Annotated in this window: 25 protein-coding genes; 9 read left to right on the forward strand and 16 right to left on the reverse strand. The window is 69.7% G+C overall.

Annotation, left to right across the window (positions count from 1 at the left end; genetic code table 11):
• The first annotated feature begins 118 nt into the window (after positions 1-118).
• Positions 119-874, forward strand: coding sequence for a lysophospholipid acyltransferase family protein (locus MFF40_RS18565; RefSeq protein ID WP_238261778.1), 756 nt, complete (start codon positions 119-121; stop codon positions 872-874).
• Positions 871-2,007, forward strand: coding sequence for a glycosyltransferase family 2 protein (locus tag MFF40_RS18570; RefSeq protein ID WP_238261721.1), 1,137 nt, complete (start codon positions 871-873; stop codon positions 2,005-2,007). Before MFF40_RS18565 ends, MFF40_RS18570 begins: the two co-directional genes overlap by 4 nt.
• A gap of 69 nt (positions 2,008-2,076) precedes the next feature.
• Here the strand turns inward: MFF40_RS18570 and MFF40_RS18575 are convergent, their stop codons facing one another.
• Positions 2,077-2,685, reverse strand: a complete 609-nt coding sequence (locus tag MFF40_RS18575; protein ID WP_147855985.1) for a cupin domain-containing protein — start codon at positions 2,683-2,685, stop codon at positions 2,077-2,079.
• A 321-nt stretch (positions 2,686-3,006) separates the two neighbouring features.
• Here MFF40_RS18575 and MFF40_RS18580 point away from each other — a divergent pair, with 321 nt between their 5' ends.
• The gene (locus MFF40_RS18580) at positions 3,007-3,624 is read left to right on the forward strand and encodes an LbetaH domain-containing protein (RefSeq protein WP_238261723.1); all 618 of its coding nucleotides are present in this window, start codon (positions 3,007-3,009) and stop codon (positions 3,622-3,624) included.
• Positions 3,625-3,630: 6 nt separating this feature from the next.
• Here the strand turns inward: MFF40_RS18580 and MFF40_RS18585 are convergent, their stop codons facing one another.
• The 3 genes from MFF40_RS18585 to cutA form a co-directional block, all read right to left on the reverse strand.
• Positions 3,631-4,065: a YybH family protein gene (locus MFF40_RS18585; RefSeq protein ID WP_238261725.1), complete on the reverse strand. Its 435-nt coding sequence runs from the start codon at positions 4,063-4,065 to the stop codon at positions 3,631-3,633.
• Positions 4,066-4,097: 32 nt separating this feature from the next.
• The gene (locus MFF40_RS18590; RefSeq protein ID WP_147855988.1) at positions 4,098-4,589 is read right to left on the reverse strand and encodes a lipocalin-like domain-containing protein; all 492 of its coding nucleotides are present in this window, start codon (positions 4,587-4,589) and stop codon (positions 4,098-4,100) included.
• Positions 4,590-4,764: 175 nt separating this feature from the next.
• The gene (gene cutA / locus MFF40_RS18595) at positions 4,765-5,097 is read right to left on the reverse strand and encodes a divalent-cation tolerance protein CutA (protein WP_147855989.1); all 333 of its coding nucleotides are present in this window, start codon (positions 5,095-5,097) and stop codon (positions 4,765-4,767) included.
• A 146-nt stretch (positions 5,098-5,243) separates the two neighbouring features.
• On the opposite strand from cutA, the gene MFF40_RS18600 reads away from it, so the two are divergent.
• Positions 5,244-6,011 carry an NAD kinase gene (locus MFF40_RS18600; RefSeq protein ID WP_147855990.1) on the forward strand — a complete coding sequence of 256 codons (768 nt, stop codon included), beginning with the start codon at positions 5,244-5,246 and terminating at the stop codon, positions 6,009-6,011.
• A 2-nt stretch (positions 6,012-6,013) separates the two neighbouring features.
• A complete protein-coding gene (locus MFF40_RS18605) occupies positions 6,014-6,496 on the forward strand; it encodes a GNAT family N-acetyltransferase (protein WP_238261780.1) in 483 nt (160 codons plus the stop codon).
• 15 nt (positions 6,497-6,511) lie between these two features.
• Here MFF40_RS18605 and MFF40_RS18610 read toward each other — a convergent pair whose 3' ends face one another.
• The 6 genes from MFF40_RS18610 to MFF40_RS18635 form a co-directional block, all read right to left on the reverse strand.
• Positions 6,512-6,712: a hypothetical protein gene (locus MFF40_RS18610; protein WP_147855991.1), complete on the reverse strand. Its 201-nt coding sequence runs from the start codon at positions 6,710-6,712 to the stop codon at positions 6,512-6,514.
• 133 nt (positions 6,713-6,845) lie between these two features.
• Complete coding sequence (locus MFF40_RS18615; protein WP_147898657.1) at positions 6,846-7,214, reverse strand: DUF6481 family protein; 369 nt, start codon at positions 7,212-7,214, stop codon at positions 6,846-6,848.
• 110 nt (positions 7,215-7,324) lie between these two features.
• Positions 7,325-7,534 carry a cold-shock protein gene (locus MFF40_RS18620; protein WP_007568877.1) on the reverse strand — a complete coding sequence of 70 codons (210 nt, stop codon included), beginning with the start codon at positions 7,532-7,534 and terminating at the stop codon, positions 7,325-7,327.
• A 345-nt stretch (positions 7,535-7,879) separates the two neighbouring features.
• Positions 7,880-9,010 (reverse strand): beta-ketoacyl-ACP synthase, encoded by a 1,131-nt coding sequence (locus MFF40_RS18625; protein ID WP_147898656.1) that lies wholly within the window; start codon positions 9,008-9,010, stop codon positions 7,880-7,882.
• Entirely contained in the window at positions 9,007-9,474 is a 468-nt protein-coding gene (locus MFF40_RS18630; protein WP_147856188.1) for a 3-hydroxyacyl-ACP dehydratase FabZ family protein, read from the reverse strand. Before MFF40_RS18630 ends, MFF40_RS18625 begins: the two co-directional genes overlap by 4 nt.
• Before the next feature lie 22 nt (positions 9,475-9,496).
• The gene (locus tag MFF40_RS18635; protein ID WP_147856187.1) at positions 9,497-9,805 is read right to left on the reverse strand and encodes an acyl carrier protein; all 309 of its coding nucleotides are present in this window, start codon (positions 9,803-9,805) and stop codon (positions 9,497-9,499) included.
• Between the two features lie 303 nt (positions 9,806-10,108).
• Between MFF40_RS18635 and MFF40_RS18640 the strand changes: the two genes are divergently transcribed.
• Positions 10,109-11,227 carry an AI-2E family transporter gene (locus tag MFF40_RS18640; RefSeq protein WP_147856186.1) on the forward strand — a complete coding sequence of 373 codons (1,119 nt, stop codon included), beginning with the start codon at positions 10,109-10,111 and terminating at the stop codon, positions 11,225-11,227.
• Between the two features lie 100 nt (positions 11,228-11,327).
• On the opposite strand, the gene MFF40_RS18645 is transcribed toward MFF40_RS18640, so the two are convergent.
• Both MFF40_RS18645 and MFF40_RS18650 read right to left on the reverse strand, forming a co-directional pair.
• Positions 11,328-11,831, reverse strand: a complete 504-nt coding sequence (locus MFF40_RS18645; RefSeq protein ID WP_147856185.1) for a thermonuclease family protein — start codon at positions 11,829-11,831, stop codon at positions 11,328-11,330.
• A 276-nt stretch (positions 11,832-12,107) separates the two neighbouring features.
• Positions 12,108-12,788: a L,D-transpeptidase gene (locus MFF40_RS18650; protein ID WP_238261727.1), complete on the reverse strand. Its 681-nt coding sequence runs from the start codon at positions 12,786-12,788 to the stop codon at positions 12,108-12,110.
• Between the two features lie 226 nt (positions 12,789-13,014).
• Here MFF40_RS18650 and MFF40_RS18655 point away from each other — a divergent pair, with 226 nt between their 5' ends.
• Entirely contained in the window at positions 13,015-13,458 is a 444-nt protein-coding gene (locus tag MFF40_RS18655) for a VOC family protein (protein ID WP_238261730.1), read from the forward strand.
• Between the two features lie 2 nt (positions 13,459-13,460).
• On the opposite strand, the gene MFF40_RS18660 is transcribed toward MFF40_RS18655, so the two are convergent.
• A complete protein-coding gene (locus MFF40_RS18660; protein ID WP_147855109.1) occupies positions 13,461-13,904 on the reverse strand; it encodes a cyclic nucleotide-binding domain-containing protein in 444 nt (147 codons plus the stop codon).
• 82 nt (positions 13,905-13,986) lie between these two features.
• On the opposite strand from MFF40_RS18660, the gene MFF40_RS18665 reads away from it, so the two are divergent.
• Positions 13,987-14,826, forward strand: coding sequence for an SCO family protein (locus MFF40_RS18665; RefSeq protein ID WP_238261732.1), 840 nt, complete (start codon positions 13,987-13,989; stop codon positions 14,824-14,826).
• A 12-nt stretch (positions 14,827-14,838) separates the two neighbouring features.
• On the opposite strand, the gene MFF40_RS18670 is transcribed toward MFF40_RS18665, so the two are convergent.
• A complete protein-coding gene (locus tag MFF40_RS18670) occupies positions 14,839-15,045 on the reverse strand; it encodes a hypothetical protein (protein WP_147855108.1) in 207 nt (68 codons plus the stop codon).
• Between the two features lie 250 nt (positions 15,046-15,295).
• Between MFF40_RS18670 and MFF40_RS18675 the strand changes: the two genes are divergently transcribed.
• On the forward strand, positions 15,296-15,484 hold the full coding sequence (locus MFF40_RS18675) for a con-10 family general stress protein (protein WP_147855107.1): 189 nt from the start codon (positions 15,296-15,298) through the stop codon (positions 15,482-15,484).
• 365 nt (positions 15,485-15,849) lie between these two features.
• On the opposite strand, the gene MFF40_RS18680 is transcribed toward MFF40_RS18675, so the two are convergent.
• Both MFF40_RS18680 and MFF40_RS18685 read right to left on the reverse strand, forming a co-directional pair.
• Positions 15,850-16,227 carry a hypothetical protein gene (locus MFF40_RS18680; RefSeq protein ID WP_147855106.1) on the reverse strand — a complete coding sequence of 126 codons (378 nt, stop codon included), beginning with the start codon at positions 16,225-16,227 and terminating at the stop codon, positions 15,850-15,852.
• A gap of 470 nt (positions 16,228-16,697) precedes the next feature.
• On the reverse strand, positions 16,698-17,501 hold the full coding sequence (locus MFF40_RS18685; RefSeq protein WP_147855105.1) for a response regulator: 804 nt from the start codon (positions 17,499-17,501) through the stop codon (positions 16,698-16,700).
• Positions 17,502-17,701 lie beyond the last annotated feature (200 nt).

The following is a 17,701-nucleotide window of genomic DNA, read 5'->3' on the forward strand; positions in this document are numbered from 1 at the left end:
GCTCCCCTCTCCCGACCCGCTTCGCGGGCCACCCTCCCCCGCAGAGGGGGGAGGGAAACAGCGGCGCCGTCCGCCGCCCGCCCCCCTGCGCCCGGTCTCACCCCCGATCCGCCGCTTCATGGAGGCGTGGTTCGAGCGCTACCTGCATCGGCACTTCGACGCCCTGCGCCTGCCGCACTGGAGCGTACCGCCGTCCCAGGACCATGCCGGCCCGCTGGTGATCTACTGCAACCACCCCGCCTGGTGGGATGCGGCGGTGATCATCGTGCTGTCCGGCCGGCTCTTCCCGGGTCGCGAGAATCGGGCGCCGTTCGACGCCGCCATGCTGGCGCGCTACCGGGTGTTCGAGCGGATCGGCGCCTTCGGGGTCGACCTCGACAGCGCCCGGGGCGCCGCACAGTTCCTGGCCGCCGCGCGGTCGATCCTGACGCGATCGGGCACGGCCCTCTGGATCACCGCGCAAGGGCGCTTCGTCGACACCCGCGTCCGGCCCCTCGGCCTGCGCCCCGGTGTGGCCCGGCTGGCCGAGATCGCCCCCGACGCGCTGTTCGTGCCGCTCGCCCTCGAATACGCGTTCTGGGACGAGCGCGGGGCCGAGGCCTTCGCGGCCTTCGGGCCGGGGATCTCGGGCGCGGCGTTGGCGGCCCTGTCGCGGACGGATCGGCTCGCCCGCCTGGAGGCCGACCTGACCGCGACCCTCGATCGACTCAGCAGCGACGTGATCAGCCGCGAGCCGGATCGCTTCCGGGCCTTGGTCGCCGGCCGCAAGGGCGTCGGCGGCGTCTACGATCTCTGGCGGCGCCTCGCCGCGCGGCTGGCCGGGCGCCGCTTCGATCCGGCCCACCGGGCCGGCGATGGGCAGCCCGGGCGATGACCGACCCGATCCTCACGGCGCTGGCCTTCCTCTGTCTGTTCGCGGCCGCCCTGCCGGCGGTCCTGACCGCGGTGAACCTCTGCGCCCTCCGCCGGCCCGCCCCGGTGGCCGACCCCGACCTGGTCTCGATCCTGATCCCGGCACGCAACGAGGCAGGCAACATCGCCGGGACCGTGCGGGCCGCCCTCGCCAGCACCGCCGTACCCATCGAGGTGATCGTCGGCGACGACCATTCCACGGACGGGACCGCAGAGATCGTGCGCGGCCTTGGCGACGCACGCCTGCGCGTCGTCCCGGTGCCGCCGCTGCCCGAGGGCTGGACCGGCAAGAACCACGCCTGCGCCCATATCGCCGGGCTCGCCGACGGCCGCCACCTCCTGTTCATCGACGCGGATGTCCGCCTGGAGCCCGAGGCCGCCGCGTCGCTCGTCGCCCAGGCGCGACGTGCCGGCGCGGCACTGGTCAGCGGCGTTCCCCGGCAGCGCACAGAGACGCTCGGCGAGATGCTCACCGTGCCGATGATCGATTTCCTGCTCATCGGCTTCCTGCCGGTGCCGCTGATGCGCCGCCGCCCGGATCCCGCCCTGGGCGCGGCCTGCGGGCAGCTCATCCTGTTCGAGCGCGCGGCCTATGCGGCGATCGGCGGCCACGGCGCGATCCGCGGTTTCCTGCATGACGGCGTGCGGCTGCCCCGGCTCCTGCGCGCGGCCGGCTACCGCACCGACCTCGTGGCCGGCGCCGGGCTGGCGACCTGCCGGATGTATCGAGGCTTCGGGGAGGCCTGGGCCGGGTTTTCCAAGAACGCGCATGAGGGCATGGCCACGCCCCGCGCCCTGCCGATCTGGACCGTACTCCTCGGCTGCGGCCAGATCCTGCCGCCGCTTCTCGTGCTGGCCGGGCTGCTCGGCCTGATCCCACCGCTGGCCCTGACGGCGTCCGCCGCGGCCTGTGCGCTGTCGCTCGTGACCCGGGCGGCGATCACCCTGGCGGTGCGGGCACCGCTGGCGACGATCCCGCTGCACCCGGCGGCCGTGCTGGTGGCGCTGGCGATCCAGTGGAACGTGCTGCTGCGGGGCGGCCGCGCCGGCGCGGCCACCTGGAAGGGCCGCACCTACCCGGTCAGCGGCGCCTGAACGTTCTTCCGATGGTCCGGCGGAGCGGGTCCGCCGGATGGCTGATGTCAGGTCAGGCAAGCCAGACGATCACCGCGCGGTCGGCTGACACGGCTCGACCGAGCGCTTCCCCGTCCGGGGCTTCAGCGACACGATCAGCTGGACGTTCGGCACGTCGCCGACCTGGCGGGTGAGGTGTCCGACATGCCCCTCCGGTCCCTGCGGGGTGGATCCGGTATCGGCGTTGAACTCCACTTCACCCGGTCCCTGCTCCAGCACGGAGCCGTCCGTCGCCTCGACCGACCAGCGCCCCGACAGGGTGATCACCCATTGCGGGCCGGGGGCGGTGTGCCAGGTGCCGACGTAGCCGACCGGCAGGATCGCGTACTTGACCGACGCAACCTCGCCCGGCGGGAAGCCGACATACTGAGGCGCGGCGGGCGGCGCGTAGCTCTTGAAGATGAAGTTCTTGAGGTCGCAATACTGGACGTGGCTCTGGCCCTTGGCGTCGGCGTAGAGGGTGCCGTAGCGGAGCGCGGGCGGATTGGCCGCCGTCAGCCCGGCCGGGCCCGACGGGGCCGCCTCGATGGTCATCAGCGGCTCGCTCGGCTTGCCGCCAGCCGCCAGCACGGCCGTCCCGCCCGCACCGGAAGCCAGCAGCACCATCGCGATGCGGCCGGCGGTCTTGAATGCCTTCATGGTCTCGACGTCCCGAGTTCGCGGCGCCGAAGCCGACGCCGTAGGCCCTATAGCCTCGCGGTCGACCGAGTCATAATTTTTGTTATGTATCACTAAATAAAATTGCCAATTAAACTTCCAGATCTCCCGCTTTTCAACAGTCGTATTCCGATCTGATTCGCCTCATATCGGGGCCTCCGCACGAACTTACCAAGTCAAGTCTTCGACCCGTACCCGGGCAGACGCTTCGACCGCCCAGCGAATCCGCCCACAGGCGGCTGGTGCCGGTTCGCGCGGCCTGACAGGATCGGGGGCTGCGCCACTGCGCCGTCAGGATCGATCATGGCTGAGGACGTCCCGGACCTGCACGCGCTGATCGCGCGCTACCCCGCCTCCTGGCTGGGCGCGCTCGGTTTGGCGCCCTGGGAGATCACGGCCCAGGCGGCGGCACTGGTCGCCGAGCGCATCGCCGGCCTCGACGGGGCGTGCCGGGTCGGGGACGGCATCGCGATCCACGCGCAGGCTGTTGTCGAGGCCGGTGCCATCGTGAAGCCACCCGCGATCATCGGGCCGGGCTGCCTCGTGGCGGCCGGCGCCTATCTGCGCGGGGGCTGCTGGCTGGAGGCGGACTGCACCGTCGGCCCCGGCGCGGAGCTGAAATCCGCCTTCCTGTTCGCCGGGGCGGCCGTCGCACATTTCAACTTCGTCGGCGACAGTATCCTGGGCGCGAACGTGAACCTGGAGGCCGGCGCGATCATCGCGAATCACCGCAACGAGGCGCCGGACCGGCCGATCGCGCTCCGGCTGGCTGGCCGGCGCGTCGAGACCGGAACCCGAAAGTTCGGGGCGCTGGTCGGCGACGGCGCCCGGATCGGCGCCAACGCCGTGATCGCCCCGGGGGCCGTGATCGACCGGAACGCCGTGGTGCCGCGCCTCGCTTTGATCGACCAGGGTGGCTGAGGCGCCTCAGTTCCAGGTGTGCAGCACCGTCCGCCAACCATCCTTCTGCCGTTCGAGGACGTTCACCCAGTTACCCTCGAACTTCTTCTTGGGGCCGCCTTCCACCGGACCGGTCATCTCCCAGCGCCCCGAGACGATGAGCAGGTTGTCCTTCGCGACCGCGTTCTTCACCGTCGTCTTGTGGTCGTCCCAGCCCTTCGCCTTCAGGCCGGAGAAGAATTTCGGAATGCCGTCGCGGGTCTGGGTCGCGCCCTTCGTCACCACGAGGGCGTCGGGCGCGTAGAGCTTGCCCAGCGTCTCCATGTCGTCGCGGTTGTAGGCCTCATCCCACTTGGTCGCCGCACTCTGGGCGTCGGCCTCCAACGCCTCCGCCAGGCACAAGCCGGGCAGGATTGCGGCGGCGGCGAAAACCAGGGCCGGCAGAACGTGATTGCGGGGCATGATGTCCTCCCAAGACAGCCGCGAACAGGAAATCAGGGATATTTCTCCCAGATCAGCGTGATGACGCTCAGCTTCCCGTCGACATTGAACTTGAACGGCGTGGTCGTGTAGACCAGTTGTCGTCCACTCTGCTCGACGTGCCGAACCTGCGAGGTCCCCGTCCAGGCCTCGTTCCAAGACGTGTCGATGCTATGGGTGACGCGGTCGGCATCGAACCGGTACGTCCCCGCATAGGCGAAGAACGTCCTGTGCAGGTGGATCCGGTCCGCATCGGACATGGCGTCGTTGGCCGCGGGCCTGTTGCGCCCTTCGAAGGCGCAGACGACCATCATCCGTCCGTCGCGGCCGTAGGTGATCCAGCCGTTCGGCTTCGGGCCGCCATAGGCGTCCACGACTTCTCCGGTCTCGACGATCTTGCGCGTGGCGGTGACGAGCCGCCAGGTCCCGACCACCGCGTCGGCGTCCAGGGCATGCGCCTCCGGCAGGCCGAAGCCGATCGCAAGGATTGCAAACAATCCCCTCATCGCGAATCACCGCAAGTCGTGGAGGCGCATACGTCGCGCATCTCCCTACGAATGCAGCATTGAACGATTATGAAGTCAATTCTTTAAGCCGTAATATTGCAGACACCGAGCGCCAGCATTCAGCGAATGCCTCGATAAGCCACCGTCAGACCCGGTGCGGACGCAGCGGTCCAGCTTACTCTGCGCCATCGGCTCCGGTCTCGGACAGGATCCAGGCGGCGGTGTCGGCATCGGCGCCGGCGATCGGCCAATGCAGGATGATCGGCGTCTCGTAGGGATGGCGCGCCTTCAAGGCGGCCGACAGGACATCGGCCAGACCCTCACGGCTCTTGAGGATCGCCGCGACCTCCTCCCCCCGTTCCACCGCACCCTTCCAGCTGTAGACCGACAGCATCCCGGGCAGGACGTTGATGCAGGCGATGAGGCGCTCGCGGACCAGGGCCTCGCCGATATTCAGCGCGGAGGCGGCGTCGGGAAAGGTGGTGTAGACGAGGAGCGGACGCTCCATGCTATGCCTCCAGGATCGCGCATGTGCCCGAGGAGTCAGACGCATGCGGGGCACCGACGTCAACCGGGCGGTTCGCTCATCAGACTGGAGTCGTGACGTGACCCCCGACGCGACCCCGACGCGCCTGCCCGGCATCGCCTGACGCCATGCCGACATTCAAGAAGATCGCATTCGTGGCGAGCCCCACCGGGTATGCCCGAGAGGCCGCCGCCGCCCTGATGCGGCGCTACGATCACGTCTCTCCCGAGGAGGCGGATGTCGTGGTCGCGCTCGGCGGCGACGGGCTCATGCTGCAGGTGCTGCACCGATTCATGGATCGGCCCAAACCGATCTACGGGATGAACCGCGGCACGGTCGGCTTCCTGATGAACGAGTTCCGGGATGACGACCTCTTGGAGCACTTGGAAGCCGCCCAGCGCAGCGTCATCCACCCGCTGGTGATGGACGTGACCGACACCGAGGGCCGCAGCCATCGGGCCCGGGCGATCAACGAGGTCTACCTGCTGCGCCAGACGCACCAGACGGCCAAGCTGAAGATCGCCGTGGACGGGCACGTGCGGCTGGACCTGCTGATCGCCGACGGGGTGCTGGTCGCAACGGCGGCCGGCTCGACCGCCTACAACCTTTCGGTCGGCGGCCCGATCCTGCCACTCGACGCGAAGCTGCTCGCGCTGACACCGATCTCGGCGTTCCGCCCCCGGCGCTGGCGCGGCGCGCTGCTGCCGGATTACGCGAAGATCCGGATCGACGTCCTCGACGCCCCCCACCGCCCGGTGGCCGCAGTCGCCGACCACACCGAGTTCCGGCGGGTCTGCACGGTGGAGACCTCGCTGGACCGCGCCACCGAGCTCGTGCTGCTGCACGATCCCGGGCACAGCCTCGACGAACGCATCCTGCGTGAGCAGTTCGGTTGAGCCTGGAGATCAGACCGGCGCGCGGCTCTGACCACGCGGCGATCGCCCGGATCATCGTGCCGACCATCCGGGCGGGCGAGACCTACGCGCTCGATCCTCGGCTTGGCGAGGTCGAGGCCGTCGCCTATTGGACCGGCGCGGATCGCGAGACTTTCGTCGCCGAGCGAAATGGGGCGGTACGCGGCACCTATTACCTGCGCGCCAATCAGGCGGGCGGCGGGGCCCATGTCGCCAATTGCGGCTTCATGACCGACCCGGCTGCGGCCGGCCTCGGCATCGGCAGGGCCATGGGCCTGCACGCCCTCGATCGGGCGCGCGAGCGCGGGTTCACGGCGATGCAGTTCAACTTCGTGATTTCGACCAACCTGCGGGCCGTGTCGCTGTGGCAGAGCCTCGGCTTCGAGCAGGTCGGCCGGCTCCCGGGCGCCTTCCGGCATCCGGGTCTCGGCTTGGTCGACGCCCTGGTCATGTTCAGGACGCTCTAACAAGGCGCGAGCCGGTCAGAGTCGGTTGACGGCGACCAGTTCACTCTCGCGGATCGCGCGCTCACCGGCTTCCGTCCGGATCCGGTAGGAGCGCTCGCCGGTCTGATCCTCCGGCATCAGGCGCAGGATCTCGAAAACCTCGCCGCCGCCCTTGTCACCCGGAAGTCCGAGCTGCACCCGGCAGACGCGCTGGCCGATCTTGAATTTGTGGGTCATGCCAAGCTCCTGAGGCGGGGTCTCGAACGGGGCGTTCGAGGGTGGCCGACCGCATCGCGATCGGACCGGTCCCCAATGTCTTGATGCTCACGCGCCCGCGTGCCGGATCGGCAGCTGCTTCGGCGTTGAGACCTTACCGCTTCTTGGCCGCCTTGGCCTTGCGGGCAAGGTAGCGTGCATCGCGCTGGAGCTTCTGCTCGGCCTGGAGGGCCTTGGCACGCTCCTGGGCGGCGAGCTGCTCGGCAGCCTTGCGCTCGGCCTCGGCCTGACGCTCGGCCTCGGCCTGGGCGGCGGCACGCGCGAGGTCTGCCTCGCGCTGGGCGGCGCGCTCGGACGCGCGGGCCTCGCGGGCATCAACCACGGCGCGGCGCGCGGACTGGCGGGCGAGGACGGCCGGATCATCGGCAGTCGGGCGGGCCCGGAACCGGGCCAGCATCTCGGACCGCGCCTTGGCAGCGGCCTCCAGTCGATCGACGACGCCTTGCTTGTTCGGAAAGCTCACAGACACTCCTGAGTTGGGCGCGGCGGGCCGCCGTCACCCCGGGATCGAATGCAGATACGAAGAAGCCGCTCCCTCGGGAGCGGCTTCAACACGGGCCGTCGGAGCGGCGATCAGACCGTCTGAAGCTGGCCGGCGGACTCCTTGCCGCTGCGGCGGTCGGTTTCCAGCTCGTAGGAGACCTTCTGGCCTTCGTTCAGGCCACGCAGGCCGGCGCGCTCGACGGCCGAGACGTGAACGAACACGTCCTTGCCGCCGTCATCCGGCTGGATGAAGCCGTAGCCCTTGGTCTCGTTGAACCACTTGACGGTTCCGGTGCTCATGGAATTCCTCGATCTTCGCAGGCGTAGTGAGAAATGGCATCCGCTCACAAAAGCAGATACCGGTATCGACCGATAGCGATAGGAAAGTCAGAACCGCCCTGCGAAGGCGTAACGGTCCAAGATATCCGGACACGTGCCGATGCGGCTGAGATAGACCTTCACCCGCGCATTGGCAAGTCCGCCGAAATATGTCGGCGCGGATCAGGATCGACACGGCCGGCCTATTATCGGCCGACAGAGAACCGTGACGCGGCTGGACGTTGCACGCCTGCAGGCCGATAGCGGCCCCTGTCGAAGTGCGGGCGTTCCGGGATCCGATTGCTTCGGACCGTCTCCGCAGGCTGATCAGGCCGGACGCAGGCGCAGAACTCCTTCGCCACGGCGATGGCCGACGGTCGTTACCGCCACCTCGCGGGCGGTCCCTGCCGCGACGAGGCCGGCGGCCAGCGCCGCCCCGAGCGGTGCGACGACCTCGAGACCGTGACCGATCACGTCGCCCAGCGCCCGGACGTCGGCGCCGGGGGCGAGCCGCGTGAGCGCGTCCCGCTCCTCCTCGGTGATCGCGGTGACCCCCGAGGCACCGGACAGGACGCGGTCCGGGGCCGAGAGGCCGGCCTGCAGCCAGAGCGCTTCGAGGCTGGCGGCGACGCTGCCGGGGATGCGCCGCGTGCGGTCGCTCGCCACCCGGTCCAGCCGGGCGAGCGTCCGAGCCCCGCGAGCGGCCGCGTGCGCCTCCGATTCGAGCATCAGGAAGGCTGCGCAGCTCCCCAAAATGAAGCCGGGCGCCGCCGCAGCCCGCTCGAAAACCGGTCGGTACGGTGCGCGGGCGAGATAGCCGCCCATCTCGTGGACCACGAGCACGTCCGGCCGTTCCGCGCTGTAGGAGCCGCCCACCAGGATCGCGTCGATCTGCCCCGAGGCGACCCGCGCCTGCGCGATCCGCAGTGCATCCACGCCGGCCGCCTCCTCCCCCATGAAGGTGCGCGAGGCCCCCGTGACCCCGTGCACGATGGCGATGTTGCCGGCGAGCAGGTTCGAGAGCTGGGCGAGGAACAGCGTCGGCCGCAGGTCGTTCTGCAGCCGCTCGTTGAGATAGGCACCCGGATCTGCGGCATCGCGCAGGCCCGTCAGGATCGCGCCGTCGACGGCGTAGTCGCGCTCGCCCCCGCCCGCCGCGACGACGAGATGGAGCCCCTGCTTGAGGGCGGCATCGTCCTTCACGCCGGCGGAATCCAGGGCGAGGCCGGCGGCGTAGACGCCGAGCCGCTGCCACGCCTCCATCTGCCGCTGGTCGCTGCGCTTGGGGATCTGCCCGTCCCACGTGATCGGCGGTGCCGGATGTACGCAATAGGGCGCGAACGTCTCGGCGTCGGTCCGGGGTGCCGCGCCGGCATCGAGGGCGGCGAGATGCGCCTCGATCCCTTCGCCCGCGCAGGAGACGAGGCCGAGGCCGGTGACGACGACGGGACGGCTCATGGCTGCGCCGAGTCCGCGAACAGGCCGATGGCCCGGGCCCGCGCACGCATCGGCGCGTCGAGCCCATCCGGGAACGCCATGGTGCGGAAGCGCAGTTCGGCGTCGCACAGCGCCTTCCCGGCATGGCTGATCGCCGCCTTCGTCACGGCGTAGCCCGAGCCGTCATGCTCGAGGGTCGCCGTCACGATCAGTTCCGCGCCCGGCCCGACGAAGGACCGGAACCGGGCCTTGTCCACGCCGGTGAGGAACGGCATCCGGGTGAAATCGAGATGGGCGAGCACGAGGTAGCCGGAGGCCTGCGCCATGGTCTCGGTCAACAGCACCCCGGGCACCAGCGGATGGCCGGGGAAGTGTCCCTCGAAGACAGGGCTTTCCATCGGCACCCGAGCCAGCGCCTCGATCCGGCCGGCGGCCCGATCGAGGTGCCGGACAGAATCGATCATCTCGAAATATTCGAGGCGCATGGGGGCGTCGGGCTCTGGCGCGTCAGACCTTGGCGGCCTTCTCGGCCACCAGGCCGTCGATGCGCGCGCACAGGTTCTTGAGGACGAAATACTGCTCGGCCGGGACCTTGCCCTCGTTGACTTCCTGGGTCCAGCGCTCGAGCGGCAGCTTGATCCCGAAAGCCTTGTCCACCGCGAAGGCGATGTCGAGGAACGCCAGGCTGTCGATGCCGAGGTCGTCGATGGCGTGGCTCTCCGGGGTGATCCTGTCCCGGGGGATGTCGGCGGTCTCGGCTATGATGTCGGCCACGCGCTGGAAGGTGGCGCTGCCGTGGGCGGGCTCGTCGGACATGTCTTCTCGCGGGCTGTTCGGTTTCCGGATCGGTCGGGCGGGGTGCCCCCCTCGACGCCGGGCGACCCGGCGCTCACGCCCCGCGCGGCCACCAATACGCGTACGGGGCCCGCGCTACGGGCCCGTCGGACGGCCGCGACCTCTACACGAGGGGGTCAGGGGCGGCAACCGCGGCGGTTCCCGGTGCGTTGCAGCGCTGGTTCGGGGTCGTGCACCGGATCGTGTGCGCGAACGCCCCCTGCGCCGCGACGAATTCGGTCTATGTGCGCGGCATCGGTTGCGCGGCGTCAGGAGACGAGACGGATGTTACCCACGGTTCAGCCCGTCACGGCTCCGGCCCATCCCGGTCCCCCGCCACCGCCACCGCCGGAGCGGGCGCGCTCCCAGGGCGCGGCCCGGGTCGTGCTGGTGCTGGCGCTCTCCGCGCTCGGACTCTGGATCCTGCATGAATTCCTTCCGGCGCTGGCCTGGGCGGTGGTGCTGGCGATCGCGCTGTGGCCGCTCTACGCCCGCCTGGAGCACCGCTTCCCGCCGGGCCGGCACAACCTGCTGCTGCCGACCCTGATGACCACCGCGGTGGCCCTGGTGTTCCTCGCGCCGCTGGCGATCCTGGGCGTTCAGGCGGCACGCGAGGCCCACGACGTCGCCGAGTTCGTGCGCAACGCCGAGGCGAGCGGCATCCCGGCCCCGGAATTCCTGCAGCACCTGCCCTACGGCGCCGCCCAGGCGACCGCGTGGTGGAACGACAACCTCGGGCATGCCCAGGCCGGATCCGACCTGCTGCACCGGTTCGACAACCACTCGGTGGTCGGCGCCTCGCGCAACTTCGGACGCGAGGTGGTGCACCGGATCGTGCTGTTCGGCTTCAGCCTGGTCGCCCTGTTCTTCCTGTTCCGCGACTGGCGCACGATCACCGAGCAGGCCCGCTCCGCCTGCGACCGGCTGTTCGGCCCCCGCGGCGAGCGCGTCGCGCGGCAGATGGTGGCTTCGGTGCACGGTACCGTCGACGGCCTCGTTCTGGTCGGCCTCGGCGAGGGCTTCATCCTCGGGGTGGTCTACTACTTCGCCGGCGTTCCGCATCCGGTGCTGCTCGGGGCCTTCACGGCGGTGGCCGCCATGATCCCGTTCGGCGCGGCGCTCGCCATCGCGATCGCGGCGCTCCTCCTGGTGGCGGCGGGTTCGATGAAGGCGGCGGTCGTCGTGGCCGTGGCCGGATTCGTGGTCACGTTCGCGGCCGACCACTTCGTTCGGCCGGCGCTGATCGGGGGCACCACGAAGCTGCCGTTCCTGTGGGTGCTGCTCGGGATCCTGGGGGGCGTCGAGACCTTCGGGCTGCTCGGCCTGTTCGTCGGCCCGGCCGTGATGGCGGCGCTGGTCCTGCTCTGGCGGGAATTCACCGAGGGCCACGACAAGACGGCGTGAGCGCGCCTAGCGCATCGCGCCCAAACCGGCGTGATGCGCTAGCTCCTTGGTCTACATCATTTTTTTCCGAAAGCCGGTGGACACCTTTCGGGACGATGCTCTAATCGGCCGCGCTCGCCCCGGCCGAGGCTTCCATGCGGCGCCGGTCCTGGCGCCAATCCGCGGGCTTCTCGAAGGTCCCCGCCCAGAGGCCGCGACGGGTCGCCCAAGCCTGGCCCTCCTGACGGGTGTAGGCGGGCGTCACCTGACGGCTGGCGAGCGCGTAGCCCTTCGCGACCATCCAGGCGGACAGGTCTTCGCCATGCGCGAGGCAGAGGCCGGCGATGCTGCCTGGGCCGGCAGCTTCGCGGCGCTCGCAGGTGACGACGCCGGTGCCGATATGGGCGGTCAGCGCCAGGGCGGCGTCGCGACCGCAGCGGTATTCCCGGCCGGTCACGGTCTGGCAGCTCTGCGCCGTCTCGGGGGCGTCGATCCCGTAGAGGTTTATGCGGGTGCCGTGCACCTCGATCGTATCGCCGTCGATCACCGTCGCCGGTCCGCTGATCGTCCCGGCTGCGGCGGCGGGGGAACAGAGGAGCAGGAGGGCGAGCATCGATCTTGTCATCGGAAAGCTGTCCACGAACGACCGGCAAGGGTTTCTCGAAGCGCCCGGAATCGCCGGCCATTGTGGCGCTTTTGCCGGCTCAGCCATGCGCCTTCGGAAGACCCGCGCGTCCCGCGGGGCGCGCTCGGCCGACCGTTACGCGAAGAGATTGCGAAAGCGTTGCCCCTCAGACTTAGCAATCCCTTCGCACGGACGGGCATCGCGCCCGCGATCCGCCGACATCCGCGAAGGTAAGGGACCGGAAGCCGGCGAACCGGACGTCAGGTCCGGTCGACGTCAGGTCCGGTACTTGCCGCTCCGCTTGACCAGGACCCGGGTGCCGACCGGGACGCGCTCGTAGAGGTCGGCGATGTCCTCGTTGAGCATCCGGACGCAGCCCGACGACATCTGCTCCCCGATGCTCCAGGGCTCGTTGGTTCCGTGGATCCGGAACAGGATGTCGCGGTTGCCCTGGTAGAGGTACAGGGCCCGGGCGCCCAGCGGGTTGTCGACGCCGCCCTTGCGGGTGCGGGGCAGGTCGGGGTTGAGCGAGACCATCGTGACGGTCGGGCTCCAATCCGGCCAGACGCCCTTGCGGCCGACGCGCGCCTCGCCCTTCCAAGAGAAGCCGGCCTTGCCGACGCCGACGCCGTACTGCATCGCGCTGCCGTCGGCCTGGACCAGGAGGAGCTGGCGCCGGTCGATGTCGACCAGGATCGTGCCGGGCTTCTCCGGGCCGTTGTAGCTGACCTGCTGGCGGCGGTACTTCGGATCGAGGCGGGCGGTGTCGACCAGCGGGATGTCGAACGGCTTGTCGGCCTTCGTCCCGATGTACCAGGCCGATTCGTCGTCCTGCGCGAGCTGGGACGGGCGGGTCTGGCAGGCGGCCAGCGGCGCGATCGCCACCACGGCGAGCAGAATTCGCGAGAGCAGGAGCCGGCGAATTCGGCTCCAGGCCGACAGGTGGGATGCGATCATGGGGCCTGACATGCGGGATACGGTCCAGGGTGCTATGCCTACCGTCTCCCCGTCTGCGACGATGTAGCTTTTGCGCCGCACGGACGCGCGAGCGCCCACTGCCACGGCCATGGTTGCGCCCTAATTCAAAGGGGAAGGCTGAGGACCAGCACGGCCTTGCTAAGTTGCCTGCCGGTTCTCGGACGGCGGCGACGCAACCGGACTTCGACATTCGCGGAGGCAGATCATGGCCGAGACCGAGACACTTGCCGCCGACGCGGCGGTCGTGCCCGGGGACCTTCTGCGCCCGGCCATCCACCTCGACCATTGCGTGATCCACGTCACCGACTGGTCGCGCTCGAACGCCTTCTACCGCGATGTGGTCGGCGCCGAGGTGATCGAGCGCGGCAGCGGCTTCGCCTACCGGTTCGGCGGCGTGCAGCTCAATTGCCACGGGCCGGGCGTGAAGGCGGAGCCGGTCGCGGCGCAGCCCGTGCTCCCGGGGAACAGCGACCTGTGCTTCCGCTGGTCGGGCACGATCGAGGACGCGATGGCCCATCTCAAGGCGGCCGGCGTGCCGGTGGAGCTGGGCCCGGTCGAGCGCCACGGCGCGGCGGGCCCCGGCCTCAGCGTCTACTTCCGCGACCCGGACGGCTCGCTCCTGGAATTCATCACCTATCCGACCGCGTGAGGTCAGCCCCGGCTCTCGGCCAGCGCCTGGTTGGTCTGCTCCAGCCGCAGCGCCAGCACCCGCATCAGCGCGATGCTGATCTGGGGGAACTGCGCCAGCAGCTCCAGGAACACGCCCCGGTCGATCCGCAACGCCGTCACCGCGGTCTCCGCCGTCACGGTGGCGGAGCGGGGCTGGTCGGCCAGGATGCCCATCTCTCCGACCAGGGCGTCCTGCCCGAGCAGCGCCAGCCGGACCGGGCCGGCCGGCCCGTCGATGCTCACCTCGGCGCTGCCCATCAGGATCACGTAGGCGGCATCGGCCACGTCGCCCCGAGCGAAGAAGCGTTGGCCCGGCTCGAAATGCACGCGCTCGCTGGTGAAGGCCAGGAGCTTCAGGCGCGCCGGCTCCACCTCGCGGAACAGCGGCACCTGCCGCAGGGAGGAAACCTCGGTGTCGAGGGTCATGCACTGGCTCCGCGACGGGCTTCACGCCCTCGCGGGCATGGGTGGTACTGATGAGAGGGCCAGACCGGCCGACGACATATCCATGCGGTTCATCAAGTCCTTGTCCAGTCCCACGCCCGATGCAATCCGCACGGTCCAGTACCTGATCGTCGGCCTACTGACGATTGCATGCGCCGGCCTGGCGAATCCCGGCGCCGCCCAGGCGCGCCTGGTTCAGGCCGACCTCGCCCGGGTCGCGGCCGCCCCTCTGCCCGGAGCCCGGGCGCCGCTCTCGGTGCCGGTGACGGACGCGCGGACCGGGCGCACCACCACGCTGGGCGAGGCTTTGGGCGGGCGCGCCACCCTCCTGCTGCCGGTGGATTACACCTGCGGGAACGTCTGCGACCCGATGCTGTCCATGGCCGCCGAAGCGCTGGCCGCGACCGGCCTCCCCGCGGACCAGTACGCGTGGGTGCTCGTCGGGATCGATCCCCGCGACGACGCCGCGGCCGCGCGTCGCATGCTGCAAGAGACGCTCGGGCCGCGCGCGGCCGGCGCCACGCCCCTGCTCGTCACCGATGCCGCCCTCGCCCGGCTGACCGGAGCACTGGGTTACACGGCCGTCTACGATCCCGGGACCGACAGCTTCGCCCATCCCGCCGCCGCGATGCTGCTGACCGGCGACGGCCGGGTGGCGCGGGTGCTCTCGCCCCTGGCGCTGACCGGCCGGGACCTCCGGCTCGCCCTGACGGAGGCCGGCGAGGGGCGGGTCGGCGGCCTGGCCGACCGTCTGGCGCTGCTGTGCTACGGCTACGATGCCGCACGCGGTCTCTACACGCCGCTGGTCCAGCGCATCCTGACCGTGGCGGGCCTCGCCACGATCTTGGGGATCGGCCTCCTCATCGTCGGCCTGTCTCGGAAGTCGCGGTCGAGGCCCGGCTGACGGTCGACGGCCTCAGCGCTTCGTCGAAAGACCCTGCTCCCCCGGGCCCGGCGCCTCACGCTTCAGGCTGGCATTGAGATGGGGCGAATCCACCGGCTCCTCACGGGTGGTCGGCGTCGGCGAATCCTCGGGGGCCGGCATCGGCGGGAGCGGCGGCGTATTCGGCTTCACGGCCGGCTCGGATCCGGCCGCGTCCTTGACCATGTTGCGGTTCGTCACTGGCGGAAACCTCTCCTCGAAAGCCTGCGGCGTGGGAACCGGGCGCAGCCGCGCGAGAGTAGGCCCGCCCCGGGCCGGTCCGCAGCGGGCGCCTGCGGAGAAACGCGCAGATCAACCGGGGATCAACGCCGCACACAGCCGGCGGTTGCCGCCAAGCTTAGCTTTGCCAAACTTGGCTACGTCTCATGACAGGAACCTTGGTTATTGCTGAAGGTTGTTGCGGGGTGAAGCGAAGCCTGAGGAGGAACTGATGGCATCCGGAAATTCAACCTCGAAGCGGGGCTTTGCCTCGATGGACCTGTCGCGGCAGCGCGAGATCGCCAGCAAAGGCGGACGCAGCGTGCCGGCCGAGAAGCGCTCCTTCTCGCAGGACCGCGAACTGGCCTCGAACGCCGGTCGCAAGGGTGGGCAGTCCACGGGGACCGGCCGCGCCGAGTGACGCACCGAACCGATCGAGTCGCGTAACGGCGCCGCGTCCCCAGGACCGGCGCCGTCCTTGTTTTTGGACCGATGGGCTCACGTTATCGCTACGGGTCACGGAGGTGGAAGATCCATCTCCCGGGCTTGATATCCTGCCCCTATTACTCGCCGTCATCCCGGGCTCCGCTGCGCGGCCCCGGAATGACCGCGTGTCGCGGCACGGATCGGGCCTATATGAGAAGACGATTTAGCCTTCCGCCGTGAGCAGAGATAAAAACTCCAACCCGTCGATCCCATAGAGATCGTTGCGAGTGTTCAGACACCAGAAAGCCCCGCCGGAACGACGGGGCTTTCTGGTGTCTCGCAGCTGAACCGATCAGGTGCTCAGGAGATGCAGCGGCCCGGAACCATGCGGCGGGCTTCGGGGCCGACCAGGGAGCTGAGCGCCGTCTCGCAACCCTCGCGGACCAGACGACGCGGCTGCTGCGGCTGCTTCAGGATCGGCCGGATGCCGATCTCCTGCCCTTCCTCGGCGACCGGGCCCGAACGGCCGTCGACGCGCTGCACACCGGCGACCCGCGTCGGACTGAGGGCCAGGGAGGCCGGGCGCATGCCCGGAAGCGGCGCGTGGACGGCGGAGGCCGCGGCCGTGAGCACCGGCGGCGTCCAACGGTCGGCGGTCTCACGCACCACCGGCTGGATCAGCACGGTGAGAAGAGCCGCGGGAGCACTCACGCCCAGAATGAAACCCGACCGCAGCATCGCCCCGACCTCATCATGAGAGCTTGACAGGATGTTTTCATAACGCGGTCTGCAATTGCAGGTTCCACAACTGTCCCGTCTCTGTGGGCACTGAGTATTCGTTCGCGTCCAGGATGTTGGTGCGACGGCGCACCCCCGCCATCCACAACCGTCCCATGTGCTTAAAAAGTCACGTTCGCCTAAAAAGCGTATTTGCCGGAACCTCCCAGCGCGGCACTCGTTCTATCGACACCCGGCCATTCTGGTCCTCCCCGCATTCCCCTTGTGCATCGGCCGGAACCTTTTCGACGGGCTGGAGCCATCTCCAGCCCGTTTTTTTGCGCGCGGCCGGCCAGGGACACGACACGAGACGCGGCAAACAAAAACCCCGGCTTGCGCCGGGGCTTGATCGGGATGGTCTTGCGCGTCGGGCCCGCCAGTCCGGAAGCGGCGGGCCGCCCCTGGTTATCGTATCGGGCCGACTTTCTGGGTCAGGCCGACTTGGCTTCCCGGCGGCGCGCTGTCTGCTGGAAGAACAGCGCCTGGCTGATCACCGCGGAGACGTTCGCCGGCTGGAACGGCTTGGCGATGAGGAAGGCCGGCTCGGGCCGCTCGCCGGTGAGGAAGCGCTCCGGGTAGGCGGTAATGAAGATCACCGGGACCTCGAAGGTCTTCAGCAGGTCGTTCACCGCGTCGAGGCCCGAGGAGCCGTCGGCGAGCTGGATGTCGGCCAGGATCAGGCCGGGACGCTTGCCCTCGCCGGCGATCTTGATCGCCTCGGTGCGGGTGCGGGCGACACCGATGACGTTGTGGCCGAGGCCTTCGACCAGAGCCTCGAGGTCCATGGCGATGAGCGGCTCGTCCTCGATGATGAGGATCTCGGTGGCCATGTCGGCGGCGAGTTCGCGCCCGGCCTCGTCCACCAGGTCGCGGACCTCGGAGACGTCCACGGCCAGGATGATCGCGGCGTCCTCTTCCGAGAAGCCCTCGAGGCAGGAGAGCAGGAAGGCCTGGCGCGGCAGCGGTGTGATCTGGCCGAGGCGGACTTCGGCCGGGAGGTCGTGCTGGACCTGCTCGCTGCGCCCGTTCACCGACAGGGAATTCCAGATCCGGGTGAACACCCGGAACAGGTCGGCCTTGATGTTGGTGCTGCGGCCGAGCGTATCCGGCTCGTTGACGAGGGTTTCCAGGGTGGCCGCGACATAGGCGTCGCCCGCCACTTGGCTCCCCGTGAGCGCCCGAGCGTAGCGGCGCAGGTACGGCAGGTGCTGTACCACGAGTTGCGATGTCGACATTCGATCCCCTGTGCCTCGCCGTGTTGCCCGGCCGCGATGCCTCGGTCCTCGACCGAGGTCGTGCCGGGGCCGGCTTGTATCCTGCGCAGCCTACCGCCCAACGCGGAGGCCCGCACTCCGTTCCGCCCCCAGCGGAACCGATCCGGCGGGCGGGCGTTGCAGCCGCAGCCATGGCGTATGTCGAGCCGCAGTACAATGCG

The organism is Methylobacterium mesophilicum (assembly GCF_022179445.1).
GTDB classification, from domain to species: Bacteria; Pseudomonadota; Alphaproteobacteria; order Rhizobiales; family Beijerinckiaceae; genus Methylobacterium; species Methylobacterium mesophilicum.

Bases quoted from the DNA above. Each gene is read 5' to 3' on its own strand.
- MFF40_RS18565 (WP_238261778.1), top strand. From the start codon at position 119: ATGGAGGCGTGGTTCGAGCGCTACCTGCATCGGCACTTCGACGCCCTG.
- MFF40_RS18570 (WP_238261721.1), top strand. From the start codon at position 871: ATGACCGACCCGATCCTCACGGCGCTGGCCTTCCTCTGTCTGTTCGCG.
- MFF40_RS18575 (WP_147855985.1), bottom strand. From the start codon at position 2,685: ATGAAGGCATTCAAGACCGCCGGCCGCATCGCGATGGTGCTGCTGGCT.
- MFF40_RS18580 (WP_238261723.1), top strand. From the start codon at position 3,007: ATGGCTGAGGACGTCCCGGACCTGCACGCGCTGATCGCGCGCTACCCC.
- MFF40_RS18585 (WP_238261725.1), bottom strand. From the start codon at position 4,065: ATGCCCCGCAATCACGTTCTGCCGGCCCTGGTTTTCGCCGCCGCCGCA.
- MFF40_RS18590 (WP_147855988.1), bottom strand. From the start codon at position 4,589: ATGAGGGGATTGTTTGCAATCCTTGCGATCGGCTTCGGCCTGCCGGAG.
- cutA (WP_147855989.1), bottom strand. From the start codon at position 5,097: ATGGAGCGTCCGCTCCTCGTCTACACCACCTTTCCCGACGCCGCCTCC.
- MFF40_RS18600 (WP_147855990.1), top strand. From the start codon at position 5,244: ATGCCGACATTCAAGAAGATCGCATTCGTGGCGAGCCCCACCGGGTAT.
- MFF40_RS18610 (WP_147855991.1), bottom strand. From the start codon at position 6,712: ATGACCCACAAATTCAAGATCGGCCAGCGCGTCTGCCGGGTGCAGCTC.
- MFF40_RS18620 (WP_007568877.1), bottom strand. From the start codon at position 7,534: ATGAGCACCGGAACCGTCAAGTGGTTCAACGAGACCAAGGGCTACGGC.
- MFF40_RS18625 (WP_147898656.1), bottom strand. From the start codon at position 9,010: ATGAGCCGTCCCGTCGTCGTCACCGGCCTCGGCCTCGTCTCCTGCGCG.
- MFF40_RS18630 (WP_147856188.1), bottom strand. From the start codon at position 9,474: ATGCGCCTCGAATATTTCGAGATGATCGATTCTGTCCGGCACCTCGAT.
- MFF40_RS18635 (WP_147856187.1), bottom strand. From the start codon at position 9,805: ATGTCCGACGAGCCCGCCCACGGCAGCGCCACCTTCCAGCGCGTGGCC.
- MFF40_RS18640 (WP_147856186.1), top strand. From the start codon at position 10,109: ATGTTACCCACGGTTCAGCCCGTCACGGCTCCGGCCCATCCCGGTCCC.
- MFF40_RS18645 (WP_147856185.1), bottom strand. From the start codon at position 11,831: ATGACAAGATCGATGCTCGCCCTCCTGCTCCTCTGTTCCCCCGCCGCC.
- MFF40_RS18650 (WP_238261727.1), bottom strand. From the start codon at position 12,788: ATGATCGCATCCCACCTGTCGGCCTGGAGCCGAATTCGCCGGCTCCTG.
- MFF40_RS18655 (WP_238261730.1), top strand. From the start codon at position 13,015: ATGGCCGAGACCGAGACACTTGCCGCCGACGCGGCGGTCGTGCCCGGG.
- MFF40_RS18660 (WP_147855109.1), bottom strand. From the start codon at position 13,904: ATGACCCTCGACACCGAGGTTTCCTCCCTGCGGCAGGTGCCGCTGTTC.
- MFF40_RS18665 (WP_238261732.1), top strand. From the start codon at position 13,987: ATGCGGTTCATCAAGTCCTTGTCCAGTCCCACGCCCGATGCAATCCGC.
- MFF40_RS18675 (WP_147855107.1), top strand. From the start codon at position 15,296: ATGGCATCCGGAAATTCAACCTCGAAGCGGGGCTTTGCCTCGATGGAC.
- MFF40_RS18680 (WP_147855106.1), bottom strand. From the start codon at position 16,227: ATGCTGCGGTCGGGTTTCATTCTGGGCGTGAGTGCTCCCGCGGCTCTT.
- MFF40_RS18685 (WP_147855105.1), bottom strand. From the start codon at position 17,501: ATGTCGACATCGCAACTCGTGGTACAGCACCTGCCGTACCTGCGCCGC.